2 protein-coding genes are annotated in these 2,150 nt (G+C 34.6%); both read right to left on the minus strand.

Translation table 11 applies throughout. The features are described 5' to 3' along the window. Nucleotides 1-303 precede the first annotated feature (303 nt). Entirely contained in the window at nt 304-846 is a 543-nt protein-coding gene (locus GVV58_RS15140) for a plasmid replication DNA-binding protein (RefSeq protein ID WP_004896925.1), read from the minus strand. Between the two features lie 66 nt (nt 847-912). Next, a complete protein-coding gene (repM, locus tag GVV58_RS15145) occupies nt 913-1,842 on the minus strand; it encodes a replication initiation protein RepM (protein WP_068553070.1) in 930 nt (309 codons plus the stop codon). Nucleotides 1,843-2,150: the final 308 nt, after the last annotated feature.

Below are 2,150 nucleotides of genomic sequence, written 5' to 3' on the forward strand. Positions count from 1 at the left end.
GTTTTATGCTTGGATATAAGGCTTATTTTAAAATAATAGTAGTGAAGATTTTCTAAAATTAACATAATACACCTTATACGAAATGCTTGATATTTCTCTTTAAATATCATTATATTAACGTAAGCCGTTCTGGAGTATAGGGCACCAGAACGGCTTTTTATTGATTATTCATGTTCCACGATCACTAATTGAGCGATGTTCCACGGTTTTATTCAGTTTTAATAAACATCATCCGGTTTTTTGAGGAGTCATTATTTCAAGTGCTTGCACTGAAATTGGCTCTTCAAAAAACTGGAGTCTTGGCTAACCATATGGAAGGAAAAAGCGGCTTAGGAAGCCTCTCTTCTTCTGTTCTGGTTCAACATGCTCCGGGATAGGAATACGCTTATTGTCTTGCTGAGGAGTAGTCAATTCGTCATAGTTCGTTGCTAGTTCCGACCGAGGATCCGTTGCTATATCCTGTTTAAAGCTCTGATCGGTAAAGGTAGTCATATTGGCTTTTGGTGCTTCTAGTAAGCGCTGCATAGCTTCAATCTGTTCTTGATAAAACGATTCACGTTCTAAAGATTGATTTTCTCTCTGTATTGCCTGATTTAATTGTTTTTCCAGTATGTCAACTTGACGTTTTAGTAAGTCAACTTCTGTCAAGTTTTGACTGTTAATTGATTGACTTTGATTGACTGTATCCTCTTTTTTTTGTGGTTCCCCAAAAACTCTTAGGGCCTCTGAAAAGTCAATTAATCCATCAGATCCTTTAGATAAATTTCCTTTGTTTATATGTGCATATATGGCTTGTCTTGAATATCCATAAAGCTTAGCTAACTCTGAAACTGACAGTTTTTTCATTATGTAAACCAGTTTTCAACTTGTGTTAATACCTGACTGTTAACTTAACAATTTCAATTAACAATGTCATTGAAATCCTAATTTTCTGAGTAAAGGAAGTAATTCCTTAAATTTCTCTGCATCTTGCAGCATGGCAGCTATACGTACAGCAAACTGCTGATAGCTTTCTGTGCCTTGTGAATATTTACTCATCTCAGGAAGCTCTGAGAGCTTGTTGGCGAATAGATGGCGTTGTTTATCTGTTATTTTTGAAAAGAGGTCTAATGTATTCGGATCTCTTTTAGATTCGACTGAATGCGTGGCTGATTTTTTCTGTTTAAAGCTAAATGAAAAACCAGTAATAGATCTACCTGTTTTATGCTGTTCAACTTTGACAATAATATCGGTATGTTCATTTACTTGTTTTAATGCAATGTCTAAAACATATTTTTTAAAATCATACATTCGTTTGTATTCAGTCTCGAGTACACCTATTTTTTGTCTAAAATCATACATAGTTATGAGAGGCGTTTTTCCAGTACTACGCCATGCAATCAATATTTCATATAAACGAACAGCATAAGCACTTGTTAAATTACTTATTTGTTGTATTTCATACTTTGTAAATTGTTCTTCTAACCTAGTAATTAAAGGCACAATAGCAGGGGCAAAAATAAGTCTAACGACAGCTTCATTATCAATATAAGCCACCTCGCTCACCCATCTTGATTTGTGATTAATAGTGTTACCTTTTTCACTAAGACTCTGATAACTGAATTGTCTTGCAAACAAGTCATCGCAAGCATCTTTTAACGCCTGATAAGCCGTATTTCGATGTACACCAAACTGATTAATATAACTTTCAGCATGAACTGTTAGTGGATCATTAGCATTTATCCCTTTACCCGATTCCCTTGCTTCAACAATAGCTAGGAGAATTAACCTCTGTTCAACTAGATCGAGGTTATAACTGGCATTGATTAAGGCGTTATCTTTAACAACTAGTTCTGTTTTCATATGAAAAGATTATATTTTTAATTCAATAAGACGAGGTTATATAATTATCTCGCTTAATGCAAGGTAAACCTCGTTTTAATGCAAGGTAAACCTCGTTTTAATGCAAGGTAAACCTCGTTTTAATGCAAGGTAAACCTCGTTTTAATATCTCTAGAACCATTATGAATAAAGGATTACAGCTTAATTAAAAGCATTTAAAAGCTTAAAAATAATTAAAAGCCCAGGGAGTAAAAAATTGCCCTTGGTTTTCGCTTCGCTCAAACTCTATTGAATCTCGCTTTCGCTCGATTCGTCGGGGCAATTTTTGG

It is taken from the genome of Acinetobacter sp. 18QD2AZ41W, assembly GCF_009829025.1.
GTDB classification, from domain to species: domain Bacteria; phylum Pseudomonadota; class Gammaproteobacteria; order Pseudomonadales; family Moraxellaceae; genus Acinetobacter; species Acinetobacter pseudolwoffii.